The 19,445-nt window shown below is 71.1% G+C and carries 19 protein-coding genes and 1 riboswitch; of the genes, 15 read left to right on the top strand and 4 right to left on the bottom strand.

Annotated elements, in window-relative coordinates; genetic code table 11:
* Nucleotides 1-293: 293 nt before the first annotated feature.
* On the top strand, nt 294-884 hold the full coding sequence (locus ACZ434_RS14925) for an N-acetylmuramoyl-L-alanine amidase (RefSeq protein WP_468455621.1): 591 nt from the start codon (nt 294-296) through the stop codon (nt 882-884).
* Nucleotides 885-1,043: 159 nt separating this feature from the next.
* Complete coding sequence (locus ACZ434_RS14920; protein WP_468455619.1) at nt 1,044-1,958, top strand: 1-aminocyclopropane-1-carboxylate deaminase/D-cysteine desulfhydrase; 915 nt, start codon at nt 1,044-1,046, stop codon at nt 1,956-1,958.
* 25 nt (nt 1,959-1,983) lie between these two features.
* Here ACZ434_RS14920 and ACZ434_RS14915 read toward each other — a convergent pair whose 3' ends face one another.
* A complete protein-coding gene (locus ACZ434_RS14915) occupies nt 1,984-3,576 on the bottom strand; it encodes a Na+/H+ antiporter (protein WP_468455617.1) in 1,593 nt (530 codons plus the stop codon).
* A gap of 59 nt (nt 3,577-3,635) precedes the next feature.
* Here ACZ434_RS14915 and ACZ434_RS14910 point away from each other — a divergent pair, with 59 nt between their 5' ends.
* The 3 genes from ACZ434_RS14910 to ACZ434_RS14900 all read left to right on the top strand — a co-directional run bounded on the left by ACZ434_RS14910 (nt 3,636) and on the right by ACZ434_RS14900 (nt 5,715).
* Entirely contained in the window at nt 3,636-3,896 is a 261-nt protein-coding gene (locus tag ACZ434_RS14910; RefSeq protein ID WP_468455615.1) for a UBP-type zinc finger domain-containing protein, read from the top strand.
* Between the two features lie 257 nt (nt 3,897-4,153).
* Entirely contained in the window at nt 4,154-4,567 is a 414-nt protein-coding gene (locus tag ACZ434_RS14905) for an ATP-binding protein (RefSeq protein WP_004925829.1), read from the top strand.
* Nucleotides 4,568-4,584: 17 nt separating this feature from the next.
* Nucleotides 4,585-5,715 (top strand): RNA polymerase sigma factor SigF, encoded by a 1,131-nt coding sequence (locus tag ACZ434_RS14900; protein WP_468455613.1) that lies wholly within the window; start codon nt 4,585-4,587, stop codon nt 5,713-5,715.
* A gap of 21 nt (nt 5,716-5,736) precedes the next feature.
* Here the strand turns inward: ACZ434_RS14900 and ACZ434_RS14895 are convergent, their stop codons facing one another.
* Complete coding sequence (locus ACZ434_RS14895) at nt 5,737-6,192, bottom strand: hypothetical protein (RefSeq protein WP_468455611.1); 456 nt, start codon at nt 6,190-6,192, stop codon at nt 5,737-5,739.
* A 116-nt stretch (nt 6,193-6,308) separates the two neighbouring features.
* Between ACZ434_RS14895 and ACZ434_RS14890 the strand changes: the two genes are divergently transcribed.
* On the top strand, nt 6,309-7,277 hold the full coding sequence (locus ACZ434_RS14890) for a diacylglycerol/lipid kinase family protein (RefSeq protein WP_468455609.1): 969 nt from the start codon (nt 6,309-6,311) through the stop codon (nt 7,275-7,277).
* 318 nt (nt 7,278-7,595) lie between these two features.
* Nucleotides 7,596-7,853, top strand: a complete 258-nt coding sequence (locus ACZ434_RS14885) for a WhiB family transcriptional regulator (protein WP_030219886.1) — start codon at nt 7,596-7,598, stop codon at nt 7,851-7,853.
* 198 nt (nt 7,854-8,051) lie between these two features.
* On the opposite strand, the gene ACZ434_RS14880 is transcribed toward ACZ434_RS14885, so the two are convergent.
* Nucleotides 8,052-9,527 (bottom strand): sensor histidine kinase, encoded by a 1,476-nt coding sequence (locus tag ACZ434_RS14880; protein WP_468455606.1) that lies wholly within the window; start codon nt 9,525-9,527, stop codon nt 8,052-8,054.
* Between the two features lie 525 nt (nt 9,528-10,052).
* Here ACZ434_RS14880 and nagB point away from each other — a divergent pair.
* The 7 genes from nagB (at nt 10,053) to ACZ434_RS14845 (ending at nt 18,142) form a co-directional block, all read left to right on the top strand.
* Complete coding sequence (gene nagB, locus ACZ434_RS14875) at nt 10,053-10,838, top strand: glucosamine-6-phosphate deaminase (protein ID WP_468455604.1); 786 nt, start codon at nt 10,053-10,055, stop codon at nt 10,836-10,838.
* 157 nt (nt 10,839-10,995) lie between these two features.
* Complete coding sequence (locus ACZ434_RS14870) at nt 10,996-11,760, top strand: GntR family transcriptional regulator (protein ID WP_468455601.1); 765 nt, start codon at nt 10,996-10,998, stop codon at nt 11,758-11,760.
* Between the two features lie 241 nt (nt 11,761-12,001).
* Complete coding sequence (locus ACZ434_RS14865; protein ID WP_468455599.1) at nt 12,002-12,271, top strand: DUF3311 domain-containing protein; 270 nt, start codon at nt 12,002-12,004, stop codon at nt 12,269-12,271.
* The gene (gene mctP / locus ACZ434_RS14860; protein WP_468455597.1) at nt 12,268-13,896 is read left to right on the top strand and encodes a monocarboxylate uptake permease MctP; all 1,629 of its coding nucleotides are present in this window, start codon (nt 12,268-12,270) and stop codon (nt 13,894-13,896) included. Before ACZ434_RS14865 ends, mctP begins: the two co-directional genes overlap by 4 nt.
* 72 nt (nt 13,897-13,968) lie before the next feature.
* Entirely contained in the window at nt 13,969-14,475 is a 507-nt protein-coding gene (locus tag ACZ434_RS14855) for a GNAT family N-acetyltransferase (protein WP_468455595.1), read from the top strand.
* Nucleotides 14,476-14,489: 14 nt separating this feature from the next.
* Nucleotides 14,490-14,652, top strand: a riboswitch (cobalamin riboswitch).
* Nucleotides 14,653-14,774: 122 nt separating this feature from the next.
* Nucleotides 14,775-17,135 carry a ribonucleoside-diphosphate reductase subunit alpha gene (locus ACZ434_RS14850; protein ID WP_468455593.1) on the top strand — a complete coding sequence of 787 codons (2,361 nt, stop codon included), beginning with the start codon at nt 14,775-14,777 and terminating at the stop codon, nt 17,133-17,135.
* Entirely contained in the window at nt 17,135-18,142 is a 1,008-nt protein-coding gene (locus ACZ434_RS14845) for a ribonucleotide-diphosphate reductase subunit beta (protein ID WP_468455590.1), read from the top strand. The genes ACZ434_RS14850 and ACZ434_RS14845 overlap by 1 nt, the downstream gene beginning before the upstream one ends.
* 24 nt (nt 18,143-18,166) lie before the next feature.
* Here the strand turns inward: ACZ434_RS14845 and ACZ434_RS14840 are convergent, their stop codons facing one another.
* Nucleotides 18,167-18,385, bottom strand: coding sequence for a hypothetical protein (locus tag ACZ434_RS14840; RefSeq protein WP_468455588.1), 219 nt, complete (start codon nt 18,383-18,385; stop codon nt 18,167-18,169).
* Nucleotides 18,386-18,478: 93 nt separating this feature from the next.
* Between ACZ434_RS14840 and ACZ434_RS14835 the strand changes: the two genes are divergently transcribed.
* The gene (locus ACZ434_RS14835) at nt 18,479-19,441 is read left to right on the top strand and encodes a GlxA family transcriptional regulator (RefSeq protein WP_468455586.1); all 963 of its coding nucleotides are present in this window, start codon (nt 18,479-18,481) and stop codon (nt 19,439-19,441) included.
* The last annotated feature ends 4 nt before the right edge of the window (nt 19,442-19,445 follow it).

Genomic DNA, 19,445 nt, shown 5'->3' with positions numbered 1-19,445 from the left:
AGGAATTGCCCTCCCCAAATGATGATCGGCGCCCGGCCTCGCCGGCCGTCGCCCTGCGTGATCAAGCGTTCCTCACGCAGCGTCCCCGCGCCATTACCCGATCGAGCGGGGTTGGATCTTGGGACAGCTGGGCACACTGGGGCGCCCGTTCACCGGCGCGGTAGCGGAACGAGATTGTCCGGATCGGCTCGCACAGGATGCGAACGAGTAGTTGAACTCGCTCCTTTTAGGTATAGGCCCTGTACCAGGCGGTCGCGTACGGCGGCTGCCGCCCGGCACGAAGGAGGGCGGTCATGGCCCCACCCATGTCCGCGAGCGCGTTCCTGCGGGCTCTGAAGGCGGAAGGGCTCACGGTCGTCGAGGTAGGCGACTGGCGCGACCACAACCGCAACCACAAGGGCCCCTGGGGCCCGGTGCACGGCGTGATGATCCACCACACGGTCACCAAGGGCAGCGCCAAGACCGTGGAGCTCTGCCGCAAGGGCTACTCGGGCCTGCCGGGCCCGCTGTGCCACGGCGTCATCACCAAGGACGGACGGGTCCACCTGGTCGGCTACGGCAGAGCCAACCACGCGGGGCTCGGCGACGACGACGTGCTGCGTGCGGTGATCGCCGAGAAGCGGCTGCCGACGGACAACGAGGCGAACACCGACGGCAACCGGCACTTCTACGGCTTCGAGTGCGAGAACCTGGGCGACGGCGAGGACCCCTGGCCGGCGGCCCAGCTGGAGGCGATCGAGAAGGCCGCGGCCGCGGTCTGCCGCCACCACGGCTGGAACGAGCGGTCCGTCATCGGGCACCTGGAGTGGCAGCCGGGGAAGTCGGACCCGCGCGGATTCACCATGACGTCGATGAGGAAACGAATCGGCGACCGGTTGAAGTGAGGCGCGGCGCGGGGTGCGGCACGGACGTGGAGTGAGGCACGGACGTGGGGTGAGGCCGGCGAGATGAGGCCGGCGCGGGGTGAGACGCGGAGCCCCGTGGGGTCGCCCGCCCCGGCACCCCCGCTGCCGCGCGGGCGGTCCCCGGGCGACAATGTCCCGGTGACCAGCTCCGACGTCGACCCCGGCTCCCTCCCGGCGCTGCGTCCGCGGCTGCCCTCGCCGCTGCGGGAGGTCGTGGACGGCCGGTTCGAACGGCACGGCGTCCGGCTCCTGCTGAAGCGGGACGATCTGATCCACCCCGAGCTGATCGGCAACAAGTGGCGCAAGCTCGCGCCGAACCTCCGCGAGGCGGCGGGGCGGACCGTGCTCACCTTCGGCGGCGCGTACTCCAACCATCTGCGGGCCACGGCCGCCGCCGGCCGGCTGCTCGGCCTGCGCACGGTCGGCGTGGTCCGCGGCCAGGAACTCGCCGGCCGCCCGCTCAATCCGTCACTGGCCCGGTGCGCGGCGGACGGTATGCGGCTGCACTTCGTCGACCGCGCCGCGTACCGCCGCAAGACCGAGCCGGAGACCCTGGCGGCCGTCCTGCGCGCGGCGGACGCCGAGGATGCGTACGTGGTGCCCGAGGGCGGCAGCAACTCCGCCGCGGTACGGGGCTGCCGGGCCCTCGGTGCGGAACTGGCCGGCCGCGCGGACGTGGCCGCGGTGGCCTGCGGCACCGGAGGCACCCTCGCGGGACTGGCCGCCGGGGCCGGCGACGGGGTGCGCGTGCTGGGCGTACCCGTCCTCAGGGGCGGCTTCCTGGCCGACGGGATACGGGCCCTGCAGACGGAGGCGTTCGGCGGCCCGCGCGGCGACTGGAGCCTCGAGGAGCGTTTCCACTTCGGCGGCTACGCGCGTACCGCACCGGAACTGGAGGCGTTCGCCGAGGACTTCGAACAGCGCCACGGCGTCCCGGTGGAGCGTGTCTATGTCGCCAAGTTGCTTTATGCCCTTGTCGCCCTCGCGGAGGAGAACGCGTTCCCGCGCGGGAGCACGGTCGCGGCGGTGATCACCGGGCGCCCGTTCCCCTAACGGCAGACCTGGGCGTACCGGGCGGTCAGGTCGTCTCTCGGTGGGCCGCCGCCTCCTCCAGGTCCAGGCGGCGCAGCAGCGTCCGCAGCATCTCGTCGTCGATGTGGCGGCCGTCGCGCAGGCGGACGAAGACCTCGCGCTCGGCGCCGATCATCTCCCGTGACAGCCGCCGGTAGGTGTCGTCCACGGACTCCCCGGTGACGGGGTTGACCTGCCCGAGCCGTTCCCAGACTGCGTTGCGGCGGCGTTCCAGGACGGTGCGCAGCCGTTCGGCGAGCGGGCCCGGCAGGGCGTTGCGCTCGTCGGAGAGGAGTTCGTCGAGCCGCTGCTCGGCGACTCTGGAGGCCTGCGCCTGGGCGTTGGCCTCCGCCAGGGTCTCGGCCCGGGTGTCCCGCCCGGGGAGGCGCAGCACGCGGATCAGCGGGGGCAGCGTCAGGCCCTGCACGACCAGGGTGCCGATGACGGTGGTGAAGGTCAGGAAGAGCAGCAGGTTGCGGTGCGGGAAGTCCTCGCCCTCGGCGGTGACCGGGATCGAGAAGGCGATGGCCAGCGAGACCACTCCGCGCATGCCGGCCCAGGCGACGACGAACGGGCCCTTCCACTCGGGTCTCCCCTCGCGTTCCCGGACCCGTGCCGAGAGCACCGACGGCAGCCAGGTCGCCGGGTAGACCCACAGGAACCGCACGACGACGACCACCACGAAGACGACCGACGCGTACCAGGCGGAAGCGAAGCCCTCGTGCTCGCCGAGGCCTCCGACGACGACGGGCAGCTGCAGTCCGATGAGGGCGAACACGGCGGACTCCAGGACGAAGGCGACCATCTTCCACACCGCCTCCTCCTGGAGCCGGGTGGCGAAATCGACCTCCCACGCGCGATGCCCCAGGTAGAGGGCGACGACCACGACGGCGATGACGCCCGAGGCGTGCACCTGTTCGGCGACGGCGTAGGCGGCGAACGGGATGAGGAGGGAGAGCGTGTTCTGCAGCAGCGCCTCCCTCACGTGGGTGCGCAGCCAGTGCAGCGGGGCCATCAGCACCAGGCCGCACACCACTCCGCCGACGGCCGCGAGCAGGAACTCCCCGATTCCCCCGGCCCAGGTCGCGCCCTCGCCGGCCGCCGCCGCCAGGGCCACCCGGAACGCGGTGATCGCGGTGGCGTCGTTCAGCAGGGACTCGCCCTGGAGGATGGTGGTGATGCGCGAGGGCAGGCCGACCCTGCGGGCCACCGCCGTCGCCGCGACCGCGTCCGGCGGGGCCACCACGGCGCCGAACACCAGGGCGGCGGTCAGCGGCAGGGCCGGTACGAGCAGGTACAGGACCCAGCCGACGGCGAACGTCGCGAACAGCACGTATCCCACCGACAGCAGCGCCACCGGCCGCAGCTGGGCCCGCAGGTCGAGGTAGGAGCTCTCGGCGGCGGCCGTGTACAGCAGCGGGGGCAGGATCAGCGGCAGGACGACGTGCGGGTCGAGCGTGTAGGCGGGCACCCCGGGGAGGTAGCTGACCGCCAGGCCGGCCGCGACCAGCAGCAGCGGGGCCGGTACGGGGGTGCGCCGGGCCGCCGCGGCGACGGCGGCGCTGCCCGCCACCAGCAACAGCAGGCGCATCGCGTCCATGTCCGGCCGCCCTCGGTTTCCGGCGCGGTCGTCCGCGCGCCCGTCGTAATGTGGCAATCATGAAACAGTGCACGCACGCCGACGCGCTGCCGGACCCGGAACCCGCCCCACTGGGCGAGACGTGTCCGGAGTGCCTGCGCGACGGCACCGATCCGGTGCAGCTGCGGCTCTGCCTGACCTGCGGTCATGTCGGGTGCTGCGACTCCTCGCCGCACCGGCACGCCACGGAGCACCACATCAGAACCGGCCACCCGGTGATGCGGACCCATGAGCCGGGTGAGGACTGGCGCTGGTGCTTCGTCGACCACGTGCTGCTGTGACCGGATGCGACCGGGGTGCCGGACGGTTCGACCGTCTGACGTCTGGGTACGTCAATCCGGCGCGCGCTCTTCCCATTTGGGAGCCGCAGACCCCTAGCCACGGAGCGTATCCGTAGTTTTACTATGAGTGACGGCATGGTGGGCCGGGGTCCCGGGACAGGACCGCTGAGAGCGCGATAGCGTCACCGCTGAACCACGTAGCGCGTTACCCGGGGGCGAACCGGCCCTGAAACGCTTGTACCACCTTGGAGGTGAGGGTGTCCCAGATCGCAGGCGAGCCCGCGACCCAGGACTTCGTGGAAGTCCGGCTGCCGGCCGCGGGGGCCTACCTGTCGGTGCTGCGTACGGCCACGGCCGGCCTCGCGGCCCGTTTGGACTTCACCCTCGACGAGATCGAGGACCTGCGCATCGCGGTCGACGAGGCCTGCGCGATCCTGCTCCAGCAGGCCGTGCCGGGGTCGGTGCTCAGTTGTGTCTTCCGCCTCGTCGACGACTCGCTCGAGGTGACCGTCTCGGCGCCGACCACGGACGGTCACGCCCCGTCGCGGGACACCTTCGCCTGGACCGTCCTGTCGGCGCTCGCGGGCAAGGTGTCGTCGGCCGTGGACGAGGACAAGACCGTTTCGATCAGCCTCTACAAACAGCGCGGCGCGGGACCCGGGCCGGCGTGAGGAGCGAGGACGGGCCGGTGCGGGACGAAGAACGCGGCACACGGGAGCTGCCGGCCGAGCGCGTGCCGGACGGCATCGACGGTATCCCCGAGCAGGCCCGGCCGCATCCGGAGGACGACTCCACGGAGGCCGTCTCCCCGGGCGGCGGGCAGCCCGGGGATGCCGCGCGGGACAGGCCCGGGGCCGGTGCCGGCCGGGGCGACGGGGGTGCTCCCGCGCGGGCGGAGTCCGCGACGGGGGACGAGGCGAGCGCTCGGGGAAGGGCAACGGGCCAGGCGATGAGCGAGCACGAGCGACACGCCGAGGACGAGGCGCCGCGGGCGCCCGGTCCGCAGAGTGCGCGGAGCACACCGGGCGCGCCGGCGACCCACGGCGCGCACGCGCATCACGACCCCCAGGACCGCAGCGGGGCGCGTGCCCTGTTCCACGAGCTGCGCACGCTGCAGGACGGCACCCCCGAGTACGCGGAGCTGCGCAACCGGCTGGTGCGCATGCATCTGCCGCTCGTCGAGCATCTCGCGCGCCGCTTCCGCAACCGCGGGGAGCCGCTGGACGACCTCACGCAGGTCGCCACCATCGGGCTGATCAAGTCGGTCGACCGCTTCGACCCGGACCGGGGCGTGGAGTTCTCGACGTACGCCACCCCGACGGTGGTCGGCGAGATCAAGCGGCACTTCCGCGACAAGGGCTGGGCGGTGCGGGTGCCGCGCCGGCTCCAGGAGCTGCGGCTGGCGCTCACCACGGCCACGGCGGAGCTGTCCCAGCTGCACGGCCGCTCCCCCACGGTGCACGAGTTGGCGGAGAAGCTGGCCATCTCGGAGGAGGAGGTCCTGGAGGGCCTGGAGTCGGCGAACGCGTACTCCACGCTGTCCCTGGACGTGCCCGACACCGACGACGAGTCCCCGGCGGTGGCCGACACCCTCGGCGCCGAGGACGAGGCGCTGGAGGGCGTGGAGTACCGCGAGTCGCTCAAACCGCTGCTGGAGGATCTCCCGCCGCGCGAGAAGCGGATCCTGCTGCTGCGCTTCTTCGGCAACATGACCCAGTCGCAGATCGCGCAGGAGGTCGGCATCTCGCAGATGCACGTCTCCCGGCTGCTGGCCCGCACCCTGGCCCAGCTGCGGGAGAAGCTGCTCGTGGAGGAGTGACCCGGGCGCCCGGGCCGCCCTCTAGTTTCCGGCGTTGCCGGGCCCTCGGATGCCGAGGGCCCGGGTCGTCTCGGGGTTGACCAGCAGGACGAGCGCGGTGACCGCCACGAGGGCGAGCGCGATGCCGGCGGGGATGGCCACCCCGTCGGAGACCAGCAGGTTGTAGGCCACCGGCAGGGCGATGAGCTGCGTGATGACGGCGGGGCCCCGGCTCCAGCTCCGCCGCGCGAACAGTCCCCGCGCGGCGATCAGCGGGAGCAGCGCGAGCGCGATCAGCGTCACTCCGCCGGTGACGGCCTGCTGACGGTCATCCGGTTCACCGGTGAGGACGAACACCGCCATCCACACACCGATGGCCACCAGCGCGACCCCTTCCAGGGCGGCCAGCGCCGCGGCGTACGTCAGACGGCGCGGGCGAGGGCCGGTGCCGTCCGGGGCGGTGGTGGTGGGGGTCGTGGGGTTCCGCTCACTGCTCACCCCTGAAGGGTAGCCCTCGCCGCGGGCGCCCCCCGTGGTGAGGTTCACGCCCTCACCACCGGGCGGGGTCGGCCTCGGTCTGGGCCCGGTACCGCTCAGTAGGTACCCTGCACGTCATGCGTGCTCTTCTCGTGGTCAATCCGGCGGCAACCACCACAAGTGCGCGCACGCGCGATGTGCTGATCCACGCGCTCGCCAGCGAGATGAAGCTGGAGGCGGTCACCACCGAGTACCGCGGGCACGGTCGCGACCTGGGCCGGCAGGCGGCGGAGAGCGACGACATCGACCTGGTGGTCGCCCTCGGCGGGGACGGCACGGTCAACGAGGTCGTCAACGGCCTGCTGCACGCGGGACCGGACCCGGAGCACCTGCCCGGCCTCGCCGTGGTCCCCGGCGGCTCCACCAACGTCTTCGCCCGCGCCCTGGGACTGCCCAACCAGCCCGTGGAGGCGACGGGTGTCCTGCTGGACGCGCTGCGCGAGGGCCGTGAGCGGACCGTGGGCCTGGGTCTGGCCTCCGGCACCCCGGGCACCGAGGACGAGGCGGTCCCGGCCCGCTGGTTCACCTTCAACGCGGGACTGGGCTTCGACGCGGGCGTCGTCGGCCGGGTGGAGCAGCAGCGGGAGCGCGGCCGGAAGTCGACGCACGCGCTGTACATGCGCCAGGTCGTCCGTCAGCTGCTCGGAGAGCCGCACCGCCGGCGCGGGGTGATCACCCTGGAGCACCCGGGCGAGGAGCCGGTCGCCGATCTGGCGCTGTCCATAGTCTCGAACACCTCGCCGTGGACGTTCCTCGGCAATCGCCCGATCTACGCGTCGCCCCAGGCCTCGTTCGACACGGGTCTGGATCTCTTCGGTCTGAGCCGGATGTCCACCGGCGCGGTTGCCCGGTATGGCACGCAGTTGCTCGCTTCGTCCCCGGAGCGCGGACCCCGTGGCAAGCATGTGGTCTCCCGGCACGATCTGACCCGCTTCACCTTGCATTCGAAGGTGCCGCTGCCGCTCCAGATGGACGGTGACCACCTGGGGCTCCGAACCAGCGTGACGTTCACAGGCGTACGCCGTGCACTGCGTGTGATTGTGTGAGCAGAAAGGGCGAAAGTCCTTTCACTCGAACGTTTAGGCCAGGATCCACCCCATGGAAGTACGGCTGTGACCTAGTCGACACCGAAGAATCAAAAAAAACTTTCCGGAAGGGGTTGTATCCGCCGCCGAGGTTTGCGAGTCTCTTCTTGGCGATCGGGACGGCCCGCAACACCGGCCTCCACAGATCACCGGAACCCCTCTTCAGAACCCAAGGACCACGCCAGGGAACCTGGCGGTCGGCCCTTCACTTGTTGGGGGATTCGTGAAAGCGTTCACATTCACAAGCACGTGCAGTTATACCAAGGAGAGGTAGCAGCCATGGACTGGCGTCACAACGCCGTTTGCCGCGAGGAAGACCCCGAGCTCTTCTTCCCCATCGGCAACACCGGTCCCGCGCTGCTGCAGATCGAGGAAGCCAAGGCCGTCTGCCGTCGCTGCCCGGTGATCGAGAGCTGCCTCCAGTGGGCGCTCGAGTCCGGTCAGGACTCCGGCGTCTGGGGTGGTCTCAGCGAGGACGAGCGTCGCGCGATGAAGCGCCGCGCCGCCCGCAACCGGGCCCGTCAGGCCTCCGCCTGACACCCCTGCTGACAGCCTGAGCTTGGCGGCGCGTACACCGCGTACGCATCTCCCGCCCCCGAGCCGCAGCGCGCAGTTCCCCTGATGCCCGAAACAGCTCGGGCGGGGAACTCCGAAGAAACGAGCATCAGCCCCGGACCGCTTACCGGTCCGGGGTCTTTTGCCGTGTCCGCACGCGCCCCGCGGGCACGGGCGGCGCTACTTGTCCGACTGCACGGGGATGTCCAGGATCACCCGGGTCCCCCGCTTCGGGGCGGGCACCATGCCGAAGGTGCCGCCCAACTCGCCCTCCACCAGGGTGCGTACGATCTGCAGGCCCAGGTTGCCCGCGGTGTGCGGGTCGAAGCCCTCGGGCAGTCCCACGCCGTCGTCCTGCACGGTGACCAGCAGGCGGGCCTCCTTCGTGGTGCCACCGCGGACCGCGGACACCTCGACCGTGCCGGTCTCCCCCTCGGTGAAGCCGTGCTCCAGGGCGTTCTGCAGGATCTCGGTCAGCACCATCGACAGCGGGGTGGCGACCTCGGCGTCGAGTATCCCGAAGCGGCCCGAGCGCCGGCCGCTGACCTTGCCCGGGGAGATCTCGGCGACCATCGCCAGGACCCGGTCGGCGATCTCGTCGAACTCCACCCGCTCGTCCAGGTTCTGGGACAGCGTCTCGTGCACGATCGCGATGGAGCCCACCCGGCGCACGGCCTCCTCCAGCGCCGCGCGGCCGCGCTCGGACCCGATGCGGCGGGCCTGGAGGCGCAGCAGGGCCGCCACCGTCTGGAGGTTGTTCTTCACGCGGTGGTGGATCTCCCGGATGGTCGCGTCCTTGGTGATCAACTCGCGTTCGCGGCGGCGAAGTTCGGTGACGTCGCGGAGCAGCACCAGCGAGCCGATGCGCGTTCCCTTGGGTTTGAGCGGGATCGCCCGGAACTGGATCACCCCGTCGTTCGCCTCGATCTCGAACTCGCGCGGCGCCCAGCCGCTGGCGACCTTGGCCAGCGCCTCGTCCACCGGGCCGCGCGAGGGCGCCAGTTCGGCGGTGGTGGTGCCGAGGTGATGGCCCACCAGGTCCGCGGCGAGCCCCATCCGGTGGTAGGCGGACAGGGCGTTCGGGGAGGCGTACTGGACGATGCCGTCGGCGTCCAGCCGGATCAGCCCGTCACCGACGCGCGGCGAGGCGTCCATCTCCAGCTGCTGGTTCGCGAACGGGAAGGCGCCGGCCGCGATCATCTGCGCGAGGTCGGAGGCGCTCTGGAGATAGGTGAGCTCCAGCCGGCTCGGGGTGCGCACGGTGAGCAGGTTGGTGTTGCGCGCGATGACGCCGAGGACGCGGCCCTCACGCCGGACGGGGATGGACTCGACCCGTACCGGGACCTCCTCGCGCCACTCCGGGTCGCCCTCGCGCACGATCCGGCCCTCGTCCAGGGCCGCGTCCAGCATGGGCCGGCGTCCGCGCGGCACGAGATGACCGACCATGTCGTCCTGGTACGAGGTCGGGCCGGTGTTGGGCCGCATCTGCGCGACGGAGACGTAGCGGGTGCCGTCCCGGGTGGGGACCCACAGGACCAGGTCGGCGAAGGAGAGGTCGGAGAGCAGTTGCCACTCCGAGACCAGCAGATGGAGCCACTCGAGATCGGTGTCGTCGAGGGCGGTGTGCTGGCGTACGAGTTCGTTCATGGAGGGCACGTCAGCGAGCGTACCCGGGGGTCGGTACGGGCCCCGGAAACACCCGCGGGCCGCGGCGCCTGAGAGGGACCCTCAACCCTCCCGGCACCGCAGCCCGGAGCAATTCCGGCCGGCGGGGTGTGCGGTCCCGGTCGGCCGTGGATGAGGAGCCGGGGCAGTCAGGGCAGAGAGCTCCGGATCCTCGGTCCGCCTTCCTGTGCGGGGAAGGCAGGCTTACTGTGTTCTGCTACGCATTGTGGACTAGACCACTGTCCCTGTAAATGCGCGGGACGCCGTTCTTTGCCGCCGGGCGCCGATCCGCCCCGGCGCACACGCGTCCGCCATGCAGCCTATCCCGTAGGACTTCACTCGCGGGCGGGAGCATCATGGCAATTTCGGCGGACGGCCCCGCGGGACGGCTCCCGGAGCGGCTCCGCCTGGGAGGGGAGCGTGCCTCTCTGCTAGATTGAGATTGGTCTAAACCACCTGGTCCCGCCGGTCGGGACCCGTCCCAGTCGAGTCCTCCTGAAGATCGGCAGGCCCACCGTGGAAGTTGTCATCGTTGCGGACGCCGAGGCGGGCGGCGAGCTCATCGCCGAGGCCATGGCCCAGCTGCTGCGGCGCAGACCCGACGCCCTGCTGGGAGTCGCCACCGGTTCGACCCCGCTGCCCGTCTACCGGGCCCTCGCGGCCCGGGTGAAGTCCGGCGCCGTGGACACCTCCCGGGCGAGGATCGCCCAGCTCGACGAGTACGTGGGGCTGCCCGCCGACCACCCCGAGTCCTACCGCTCGGTGGTCCGGCGCGAGGTGCTGGAGCCGCTCGGCATCGGAATGGACGCCTTCATGGGCCCCGACGGCGCGGCCGAGGACGTGCAGGCGGCGTGCGAGGCGTACGACAGGGAGCTGGCCGGGGCCGGCGGCGTGGACCTCCAGCTGCTCGGGATCGGCACGGACGGGCACATCGGGTTCAACGAGCCGTGCTCCTCGCTCGTCTCCCGCACCCGGATCAAGACGCTCACCGAGCAGACCCGGGTGGACAACGCCCGCTTCTTCGACGGTGACATCGGCCAGGTCCCGCACCACGTCATCACCCAGGGCATCGGCACCATCCTGGACGCCCGTCACCTGGTCCTGCTGGCCACCGGCGAGGGCAAGGCGGACGCGGTGGCCGCCACCGTCGAGGGCCCGCTCGCGGCGGTGTGCCCGGCGTCCGCGCTCCAACTGCACCCGCACGCCACGGTGGTCGTCGACGAGGCCGCCGCCTCCAAGCTGAAGCTCGCCGACTACTTCCGCCACGCCTACGCCAACAAGCCGGACTGGCAGGGCATCTGACCGGCGATCGTGGTCTGGACCAGCCCTCGCCCCGGGGGTATACAAAGGGGATCACGGAGCGTGCGGGACACACCCCCGCCCTGAGCCGTGCCACGATGTCAGCCGCGGCCGATGGGGATGTCGGTCGTTTCGGCACCCGGAGCCGGGAAGGCAGAGCATGAGCACCGACGTCAGCAGTGCGGAGAACGAGGGCGGGACCACGGTCCGTACGGCGCGTGTGCCCAAGTACTACCGGCTGAAGAAGCACCTGCTCGACATGACCGAGACGGCTCCGCCGGGCACACCGGTCCCGCCCGAGCGCACGCTGGCGGCGGAGTTCGACACCTCGCGCACCACCGTGCGCCAGGCACTCCAGGAACTGGTGGTCGAGGGGCGCCTGGAGCGGATCCAGGGCAAGGGCACCTTCGTCGCCAAGCCCAAGGTGTCCCAGGCGCTCCAGCTCACCTCGTACACCGAGGACATGCGCGCCCAGGGCCTGGAGCCCACCTCGCAACTGCTGGACCTCGGCTACATCACGGCCGACGACCGGCTCGCCGGGCTGCTCGACATCACGGCCGGCGGGCGGGTGCTGCGCATCGAGCGGCTGCGCATGGCCAACGGCGAGCCGATGGCCATCGAGACCACCCACCTCAGCGCCAAGCGCTTCCCGGCGCTGCGCCGCAGCCTGACGAAGTACACCTCCCTCTACACCGCCCTCGCCGAGGTGTACGACGTCCATCTCGCGGAGGCCGAGGAGACGATCGAGACGTCCCTGGCCACCCCGCGCGAGGCCGGACTGCTCGGCACCGACGTCGGCCTGCCGATGCTGATGCTGTCCCGGCACTCCCGGGACCGGGACGGGCAGCCGGTGGAGTGGGTGCGGTCGGTGTACCGGGGCGACCGGTACAAGTTCGTCGCGCGCCTCAAGCGCCCCCAGGAGTGACGGCGGCGCGCCGGCGTGCCCCCCGCGCCCCGGGAGTGACCCCGATGCCCCCGGAACCGGTTTCACGCCCTCCCAGAACCCGACAAAACGGGTGGTTGACAAGGTTTTCGTTGCTGTTGCCTCTCGGTTGAGCCGCGCCTGAATACCGCTGTGCCGACGAGGGGTTACGACCCCGCCGCGCCCTCACCTAGATTTCCCTGCGCCTTACCGCCGGTGATCAGTGAGGGGACGGAACCGTCAGATGTCACAAGCCCCGGAAACCGAAGGAGGGCCGGTGGTGACGCCCGTGCGCGTCGTCATCGCCCTCTGTCTCGTCGCACCGTTCGTGGCCATGCTGTGGGTCGGTTCGTACGCGAAGACCGACCCCGTCGTCATCGGCATCCCGTTCTTCTACTGGTACCAGATGCTGTGGGTGCTGCTCTCCACCCTGCTGACGATGGTCGCCTACAAGCTCTGGCAGCGTGACCAGCGCGCCCGCCGCCCGGCCTCGAAGGGCGGTGACCCTCGGTGAACGACGGCGTGAACGGCGTGGCACTCGCCGTCTTCATCTTCTTCTTCCTGCTCGTCACGGCGATGGGCTTCCTGGCCGCACGCTGGCGCAAGGCGGCCAACGAGCACACCCTCGACGAATGGGGCCTGGGCGGGCGCTCGTTCGGCACCTGGGTGACCTGGTTCCTGCTGGGCGGCGACCTGTACACCGCGTACACCTTCGTCGCCGTGCCGGCGGCCATCTACGCGGCGGGCGCGGCCGGCTTCTTCGCCGTGCCGTACACGATCCTGGTCTACCCGCTGATCTTCACCTTCCTGCCCCGCCTGTGGTCGGTGTCGCACAAGCACGGCTACGTGACGACGTCCGACTTCGTGCGCGGCCGGTTCGGCTCGAAGGGACTCTCGCTGGCCGTCGCGCTCACCGGCATCCTGGCGACGATGCCGTACATCGCGCTCCAACTGGTCGGCATCCAGGCCGTGCTGGACGTGATGGGCGTCGGCGGCGGCGAGAGCACCCACTGGTTCGTCAAGGACCTGCCGCTGCTGATCGCCTTCGGCGTGCTGGCCGCGTACACCTACTCGTCGGGGCTGCGGGCCCCCGCGCTGATCGCCTTCGTCAAGGACACCCTGATCTACCTGGTGATCGCGGTGGCGATCATCTACATCCCGGTGAAGCTGGGCGGCTTCGACGAGATCTTCGCCTCCGCGCGGGAGGCGTACAGCGAGACCAACCCGGCCACGGGAGCCCCGCGCGGTTCGCTGGTACCGGGCGAGGCGGGCCAGTGGACGTACGCCACGCTGGCGCTGGGCTCGGCGCTCGCGCTGTTCATGTACCCGCACTCGATCACGGCGACGCTGTCCTCGCGCAGCCGTGAGGTGATCCGCCGCAACACCACGATCCTGCCGCTGTACTCGCTGATGCTGGGTCTGCTCGCGCTGCTCGGTTTCATGGCGATCGCGGCCGGGGTCGAGGTCGACAACGGCCAGCTGGCGATCCCGCAGCTCTTCGAGAACATGTTCCCGGCCTGGTTCGCGGGCGTGGCCTTCGCGGCGATCGGCATCGGCGCGCTGGTGCCGGCGGCGATCATGTCGATCGCGGCGGCGAACCTGTTCACCCGCAACATCTACAAGGACTTCATCAGACCGGACGCCACCCCGGCGCAGGAGACCAAGGTCTCCAAGATCGTCTCGCTGCTGGTGAAGGTGGGCGCGCTGGCGTTCGTGCTGACCATGGACAAGACGGTCGCCATCAACTTCCAGCTGCTCGGCGGCATCTGGATCCTGCAGACCTTCCCGGCGCTGGTGGGCGGCCTGTTCACCCGCTGGTTCCACCGCTGGGCGCTGATCGGCGGCTGGGCGGTCGGCATGGTCTACGGCACGGTCGCCGCGTACGGGGTGGCCTCGCCCACGCAGAAGCACTTCGGCGGGTCCGCGAAGGAGATCCCGGGCATCGGTGAGATCGGCTACATCGGTCTCACGGCCTTCGTGCTCAATGTCGTGGTGACGGTCGTGCTGACCTTCGTCATGCGGGCCCTCAAGGCGCCCGAGGGGATCGACCGGACCGCGCCGGAGGACTACACGGCGGACGCGGGCGACCCCGGCGTCGCGGCGGAGCTCCCGCCGGCCACGGCGGGCAGCAGCCACTGACACCCCGTCGGGTGACGGGCCGCCGGGAAAAACCGGCGGCCCGTTGTCGTACCCGTCCGGCACACTCCCCTCATGGACATCGTCATCCGGCCGGCGCGGCCCGGCGAGTACGGGGAACTCGGTGAGATCACCGCGCAGGCCTATCTGCGGGACGGGCTGCTGGACTTCGGGGAGAGCGACCCGTATCTCGACCGGCTCCGGGACGTGGCGGAGCGGGCGGCCGCCGCCGAGGTGCTGGTCGCCGAGGAGAACGGGACGGTGCTGGGCGGGGTGACCTTCGTGCCGGGCGGCGGGCCGATGGGCGACATAGCCGGGCCCGGCGAGGCGGAGATACGGATGCTCGCGGTCGCCCACGCGGCCCGGGGCCGGGGCGCCGGGGAGGCCCTGGTGCGGGCCTGCGTCGACCGGGCACGGGCCACCGAGGGCTGCCGGGCGATCGTGCTGTCGACCCAGCCCACGATGCGCTCCGCCCACCGCATCTACGAGCGGCTGGGCTTCACCCGCGCACCCGAACGCGACTGGAACCCGCTGCCGGACGTGGACGACCTCATGCTCCTCGCCTACACACTGACGCTCTGACACCGACGCGACACAAGATATGGGGCTGTCGGCGGCACCCGGCACAAGATGTATGCTCGTGCTCGCTGTCGCCGCAGGGGAATCCGGTGTGAATCCGGAACTGTCCCGCAACGGTGTACCCATGCCCGCGTGTGCGTGGGCGTCAGTCCGAGGACCTGCCGACAGTGCGCCCGGCCGTCCGGTCCGGGTGCCCGACGTCCGGGCCTCGCGGAATGGGCCGGTGGACGCGACGCCCCGTGCGTTCGTGTACTGCCCCCTGCGCTCTTCGAGGCCCCGTGCCGAGCGAGGGAGAGCCCCACGTGACCATCGCGCCAGCCGATCCGGCTTCAGCGATCGACGTGACCCGGGAGAGCGAGGGCCCCGGTGCCGCGCTGCTGCGGACCCTGACCGAGCTGTCCGCCGACCTGCGGGGCGCCGACCCCGGCCGGGTCGCCGCCGCCGCGCTGCGCGGCCGGTCCGCGTCCGCCGACGAGGCGGAGCTGCGGGAGCTGGCCACCGAGGCGGCGGCCGGGCTCATCTCCGAGGACCCCGCCTACTCGCGGCTCGCCGCCCGGCTGCTGACCCTCTCCGTACGCGCCGAGGCCGCCTCGCAGGGCGTCACCTCCTTCACCGGGTCCGTCGCGACCGGGCACCGCGAGGGCCTGGTCGCCGACCGGACCGCCGCGTTCGTCCGGCTGCACGCCGGCCGGCTCGACGCGCTGATCGACCCCGGCGCCGACGACCGCTTCGGCTACTTCGGCCTGCGCACCCTGCACAGCCGCTACCTGCTGCGGCACCCGGTCACCCGCAAGGTCGTCGAGACGCCCCAGCACTTCCTGCTGCGGGTCGCCGCCGGTCTCGCCGGGGACGACAGCGCCCGCTCGGTGGACGAGGTCGCCGCGCTCTACGGGCTGATGAGCCGCCTGGACTACCTGCCCTCCTCCCCCACGCTGTTCAACTCCGGCACCCGGCACCCCCAGATGTCGTCCTGCTACCTCCTCGACTCCCCCAAGGACGAGCTGGACTCCATCTACGACCGCTACCACCAGGTCGCCCGGCTCTCCAAGCACGCCGGCGGCATCGGCCTGGCCTACTCCCGCATCCGTGCCCGGGGTTCCCTGATCCGCGGCACCAACGGCCATTCCAACGGCATCGTCCCGTTCCTGAAGACGCTGGACGCCTCGGTGGCCGCCGTGAACCAGGGCGGGCGGCGCAAGGGCGCGGCGGCGGTCTACCTGGAGACCTGGCACCTGGACGTCGAGGAGTTCCTGGAGCTGCGCGACAACACCGGTGAGGACGCCCGCCGTACGCACAATCTGAACCTCGCGCACTGGGTGCCGGACGAGTTCATGCGGCGGGTGGACGCCGACGGGCAGTGGTCGCTGTTCTCCCCGTCGGACGTGCCGGAGCTGGTCGACCTGTGGGGCGAGGAGTTCGACGCCGCCTACCGCGGGGCCGAGGCGGCGGGGCTGGCCCGCAAGACCCTTCCCGCGCGTGAGCTGTACGGCCGGATGATGCGCACCCTCGCACAGACCGGCAACGGCTGGATGACCTTCAAGGACACCGCGAACCGCACGGCCAACCAGACCGCCGAGCCGGGCCATGTCATCCACTCCTCGAACCTGTGCACGGAGATCCTGGAGGTCACCGACGACGGGGAGACCGCGGTCTGCAACCTGGGGTCGGTCAACCTCGGCGCCTTCGTGGAGCGGGGGGACATCGACTGGGAGCGCCTGGACGAGACGGTGCGTACGGCCGTGACGTTCCTCGACCGGGTCGTCGACATCAACTTCTACCCGACCGAGCAGGCGGGCCGTTCCAACGCCCGCTGGCGCCCGGTCGGCCTCGGCGCCATGGGTCTGCAGGACGTCTTCTTCCAGCTGCGGCTGCCCTTCGACTCCCCCGAGGCCAAGGCCCTCTCCACCCGCATCGCCGAGCGGATCATGCTCGCCGCGTACGAGACCTCGGCCGACCTGGCGGAACGCCACGGCCCGCTGCCGGCCTGGGAGAAGACGCGCACCGCGCGGGGCGTGCTCCATCCCGACCACTACGGCGTCGAGACCACCTGGCCGGAGCGCTGGGCGGCACTGCGCGAGCGGATGGCCAGGACCGGGCTGCGCAACTCCCTGCTCCTCGCGATCGCCCCGACCGCCACCATCGCCTCCATCGTGGGCGCCTACGAATGCGTCGAGCCGCAGGTGTCCAACCTGTTCAAGCGCGAGACGCTGTCGGGTGAGTTCCTCCAGGTCAACTCGTACCTGGTGGACGACCTCAAGCGGCTCGGCGTGTGGGACGCCCGCACCCGTGAGGCGCTGCGCGAGGCGGGCGGCTCGGTGCAGGGCTTCACCTGGATCCCCGAGGACGTCCGCGCCCTGTACCGCACCGCCTGGGAGATCCCGCAGCGTGGCCTGATCGACATGGCCGCCGCCCGTACTCCGTACCTCGACCAGGCGCAGTCGCTGAACCTGTTCCTGGAGACACCGACCATCGGCAAGCTCTCCTCGATGTACGCGTACGCCTGGAAGCAGGGCCTGAAGACCACGTACTACCTGCGTTCCCGCCCGGCGACGCGGATCGCCCGCGCCGCCGCCCGGTCCACCGTCCCCGTGCAGGCCGCCCCGGACCCCGAGGCGGTCGCCTGCTCCCTGGAAAACCCCGAGTCCTGCGAGGCCTGCCAGTGATGACCGACAAGAACCTGCTCGACCCCGGCTTCGAGCTGACGCTGCGCCCCATGCGCTACCCCGACTTCTACGAGCGCTACCGGGACGCGATCAAGAACACCTGGCACGTGGAGGAGGTGGACCTCCACTCGGACGTCGCCGACCTGGCGAAGCTCAGCCCCGAGGAGCAGCACCTCATCGGCCGGCTGGTCGCCTTCTTCGCGACCGGTGACTCGATCGTGGCGAACAACCTGGTGCTGACCCTCTACAAGCACATCAACTCCCCGGAGGCGCGGCTGTATCTGTCGCGGCAGCTGTTCGAGGAGGCCGTGCACGTCCAGTTCTATCTGACGCTGCTCGACACCTACCTGCCCGATCCGGACGACCGGGCGGCGGCCTTCGCGGCCGTGGAGAACATCCCGTCCATCCGGGAGAAGGCGGAGTTCTGCTTCCGGTGGATGGACTCGGTGGAGAAGCTCGACCGGCTGGAGACACAGGCGGACCGGCGCCGGTTCCTGCTGAACCTGATCTGCTTCGCCGCGTGCATCGAGGGCCTGTTCTTCTACGGGGCGTTCGCCTACGTGTACTGGTTCCGCGGCCGGGGTCTGCTGCACGGTCTGGCGACCGGCACCAACTGGGTGTTCCGGGACGAGACGATGCACATGTCGTTCGCCTTCGACGTGGTCGACACCGTGCGCAAGGAGGAGCCGGAGCTGTTCGACGAGGAGCTCGGACAGCAGGTCACCGACATGCTGCGCGAGGCGGTCGAGGCGGAGTTGCAGTTCGCGCGTGACCTGTGCGGGGACGGGCTGCCCGGCATGAACACCGAGTCGATGCGGCAGTACCTGGAGTGTGTCGCGGACCAGCGGCTGGTGCGGCTGGGCTTCGCTCCGGTGTACGGCTCGGAGAACCCGTTCTCCTTCATGGAGCTCCAGGGCGTCCAGGAGCTGACGAACTTCTTCGAGCGGCGCCCGTCCGCGTACCAGGTCGCCGTGGAGGGCACGGTCGACCTGGACGAGGACTTCTAGCGGGACGTGTTCCCCGGCGCCGCCTCACGCCGCACGTGCGGTGCGGTGGGAGGCGGCGCTCCGTTCGGGGCGGGCCGGGCCGGCTGCGGCACGGAGGGTCTCCGGTCCGGTCTCGGCCCGGCGGAGCTGCCGGTCGATGCGACGGTCGTGCACGATGCCGAACACGGCGGGCAGAACCATCAGCGCCAGCAGTCCGAGAACGGTCAGCATTCCGATCAGTGCTTGTGCGTGTGTCGTATCCATGGACACCACTGTCGCGCCCTACGCTCCTTACCGGCAGTGGCAGGGCTGCCGTACACCCTCGATTTACTGCCAATCGCGCGGCACACTGGGGTCATGCTCCGGAACGTGGCCGCCGTGCTCCTCGACGGTGTGAACCCCTTCGAACTCGGCGTGGTCTGCGAGGTCTTCGGGATCGACCGCAGTGACGACGGGCTGCCGTCCTACGACTTCGCCGTCGCCTCGGCGGACGGCCCCACCGTGCGCAGCAGCACCGGCTTCGCGCTCCAGGTCGAGCACGGCCTGGAGCGTCTGGAGACGGCCGACCTCATCGCCGTGCCCGCCGGTTCCTCCTACGTCTCCCGGGAGTTCCCGCCCGAGCTGCTGGACGCGCTGCGCCGGGGAGTGGACCGGGGCGCCCGGGTGCTCAGCGTCTGCTCCGGGGTCTTCGTGCTCGCCGCCGCCGGGCTCCTCGACGGCCGGCACGCCGCCGTCCACTGGAAGCACGCGGGGGAGCTGACCAGGCAGTACCCCCATCTGACCGTGGAACCGGACGTGCTCTACGTCGACGAGGACCCGGTGATCACCTCCGCCGGCACCGCCGCGGGCATCGACGCCTGTCTGCATCTGGTGCGCAAGGAGCAGGGACCCGAGGTCGCGAACAAGATCGCCCGGCGCATGGTGGTGCCCCCGCACCGGGACGGCGGCCAGGCCCAGTACATCGAGCGTCCGCTGCCGCGGCCCGGGGGCGACACCGTCTCCGAGGTGCTGGTGTGGATGGAGCGGCATCTCGACGAGGAGACCACCGTCGAACAGCTGGCCGCCCGCGCCCACATGTCCCCGCGCACCTTCGCCCGCCGCTTCCAGCAGGAGACCGGCACCACGCCCTACCGCTGGATCCTGGGCCAGCGGGTGCTGCTCGCCCAGCGGCTGCTGGAGGCGACGGACGAGACCGTGGACGCGATCGCGGGCCGCACCGGCTTCGGCAACGCGGCGGCGCTGCGCCATCACTTCGTACGCGCCGTGGGGACCACCCCGCAGGCCTACCGGCGCACGTTCAGGGGCCCGGAGGCCGCCTGAACGC

The sequence above is a fragment of the Streptomyces sp. NPDC030893 genome (assembly GCF_055571535.1).
The sequence above is the reverse complement of the archived record's forward strand: the minus strand, read 5'-3'. Positions and strand labels throughout refer to the sequence as shown.

What these genes read in the sequence shown, in the direction of transcription:
- ACZ434_RS14925 (WP_468455621.1), top strand. Translation starts at nt 294, where the DNA reads ATGGCCCCACCCATGTCCGCGAGCGCGTTCCTGCGGGCTCTGAAGGCG.
- ACZ434_RS14855 (WP_468455595.1), top strand. Translation starts at nt 13,969, where the DNA reads ATGGACATCGTCATCCGGCCGGCGCGGCCCGGCGAGTACGGGGAACTC.
- ACZ434_RS14885 (WP_030219886.1), top strand. Translation starts at nt 7,596, where the DNA reads ATGGACTGGCGTCACAACGCCGTTTGCCGCGAGGAAGACCCCGAGCTC.
- ACZ434_RS14890 (WP_468455609.1), top strand. Translation starts at nt 6,309, where the DNA reads ATGCGTGCTCTTCTCGTGGTCAATCCGGCGGCAACCACCACAAGTGCG.
- ACZ434_RS14865 (WP_468455599.1), top strand. Translation starts at nt 12,002, where the DNA reads ATGTCACAAGCCCCGGAAACCGAAGGAGGGCCGGTGGTGACGCCCGTG.
- ACZ434_RS14845 (WP_468455590.1), top strand. Translation starts at nt 17,135, where the DNA reads ATGACCGACAAGAACCTGCTCGACCCCGGCTTCGAGCTGACGCTGCGC.
- ACZ434_RS14835 (WP_468455586.1), top strand. Translation starts at nt 18,479, where the DNA reads ATGCTCCGGAACGTGGCCGCCGTGCTCCTCGACGGTGTGAACCCCTTC.
- ACZ434_RS14870 (WP_468455601.1), top strand. Translation starts at nt 10,996, where the DNA reads ATGAGCACCGACGTCAGCAGTGCGGAGAACGAGGGCGGGACCACGGTC.
- ACZ434_RS14910 (WP_468455615.1), top strand. Translation starts at nt 3,636, where the DNA reads ATGAAACAGTGCACGCACGCCGACGCGCTGCCGGACCCGGAACCCGCC.
- ACZ434_RS14840 (WP_468455588.1), bottom strand. Translation starts at nt 18,385, where the DNA reads ATGGATACGACACACGCACAAGCACTGATCGGAATGCTGACCGTTCTC.
- ACZ434_RS14915 (WP_468455617.1), bottom strand. Translation starts at nt 3,576, where the DNA reads ATGGACGCGATGCGCCTGCTGTTGCTGGTGGCGGGCAGCGCCGCCGTC.